Source organism: Pedobacter petrophilus (assembly GCF_009674725.1).
GTDB classification, from domain to species: Bacteria; Bacteroidota; Bacteroidia; order Sphingobacteriales; family Sphingobacteriaceae; genus Pedobacter; species Pedobacter petrophilus.
This window is the reverse complement of sequence record NZ_WKKH01000111.1, coordinates 1-1,442: the sequence shown is the minus strand read 5'-3', so window position 1 is coordinate 1,442 and position 1,442 is coordinate 1. Positions and strand designations below refer to the sequence as shown.

Sequence of the window (1,442 nt, the reverse complement as noted above, 5' to 3'; positions counted from 1 at the left end):
TTCTGCTTTTTTCAAGCAACAACTCTGGGGGTCAATTTAAAATTGGCGAAAGGGGGTCAAATTTATTGGTATATGCAGTTAGTGTCATAATCATAATCTATCATGCGGCGTAGAATTTTTCTAACTCGCTGCAAAATATCGGAATGATATCTTGGTATTTAAGCGTTAAAATTCCGATTGACTGTAAAAATTCCCCTGATTTAATTTCAAAATCCAATAGCCTAATCTGAGTAATTAACCTAGAGATGCTCAAATTCATCCATTGTGACTGTTTGATAAAATCCACCAGATTAACAATGTCTAATTTTCCTAAAAGCCTCCGATGTTGTGCTAATATATCAGTGATCAGTAAGAGTTCTTCATAAAGTGATAAACGGTAGATACTATAATTATAAATCCCATATGCTCTTTTCAAATCGTCGATCCTGGATGAATTTTGACCTTGATTCAAAACTATTGGGAAGTAAAATAATGGTTTTTCAAAAATTTCGTTTGGCTTGGAGAGCACCTTTAACGGATTATAAACCATTGAATTTGAAGCGGTAGTTTCCACTTCAAAAATAAACAAAGGGAATTTTTGACCATTTTCGAGAAACCAAGCGACGTCTATCGCAATTCCATCGGGATCGGTCGCAATTACCGGAAATTCTGATTCCGTTACATAACCTAAAATCGCCCCTAAAACACGTAATCCTTCAATGAATTCGTTACCTTCTAGAAGTTTATGCTGCGCCATTTTCTATTTTTGTCCGCTAATTTAGTCATCTGAGCGAACTAAAGTGATTCCTAACAGAATAATAACTAGGTCTGATGACCACCATCCATCCGCGTCAAACCTTTAACACTACTTCTAACTCGCAATTGAAATTGAAAAATCCAGTCTTGAAATTCCTCTACTGCAACGGTATTGTATCTGGAAAGGTAACCAGGTTGGATTCCACGGGAATTCACTATTGGGGTGGTTATCCTAGTTATTCGTTTTGGTTATCGAAAAGGGACGATGATGAGTTGTTTTTTGTGGAACAACAGCAGGTGGCGATTAGTATAGCGCTATGTTTCTATGGTCCCTAGCAAAATGTCGGAACCATTTTCGGTCGGTTAAGAGTTTACCACATTTGGATAGATTCCCCACCCGTCACAGGAAACCAACCACCTTGAATTTGTATTTTTAGTACTTACGTCATCGCATACTTACTAGTGTCCTCAGCACACTGATAAGTCAAAGATTCTAAGTCTTCTACTCGATCTATCTGGAATAAGGTATTAATAGCTTCTAAGTATCACTTCTAACGTTTATTCTGAAATTATATAAGTGCGTTCTCTAATATAATCATCAAATTCGTTATAATAATATGTCCATAAAATGGATCAAGCGGAATTCTTGGGGGAAAAGAAATAATTTGTTTCTTTTGCTTTAGTAAACCAAACGTATTTCATTTTGA

At 36.1% G+C, this 1,442-nt stretch carries 1 protein-coding gene; it reads right to left on the bottom strand.

What is annotated here, in order from left to right; translation table 11 throughout:
• Positions 1–100: 100 nt before the first annotated feature.
• Positions 101–736 carry a hypothetical protein gene (locus tag GJU39_RS23255; RefSeq protein WP_154283373.1) on the bottom strand — a complete coding sequence of 212 codons (636 nt, stop codon included), beginning with the start codon at positions 734–736 and terminating at the stop codon, positions 101–103.
• Between the last annotated feature and the right edge of the window lie 706 nt (positions 737–1,442).

What these genes read in the sequence shown, in the direction of transcription:
- GJU39_RS23255 (WP_154283373.1), bottom strand. Translation starts at nt 736, where the DNA reads ATGGCGCAGCATAAACTTCTAGAAGGTAACGAATTCATTGAAGGATTA.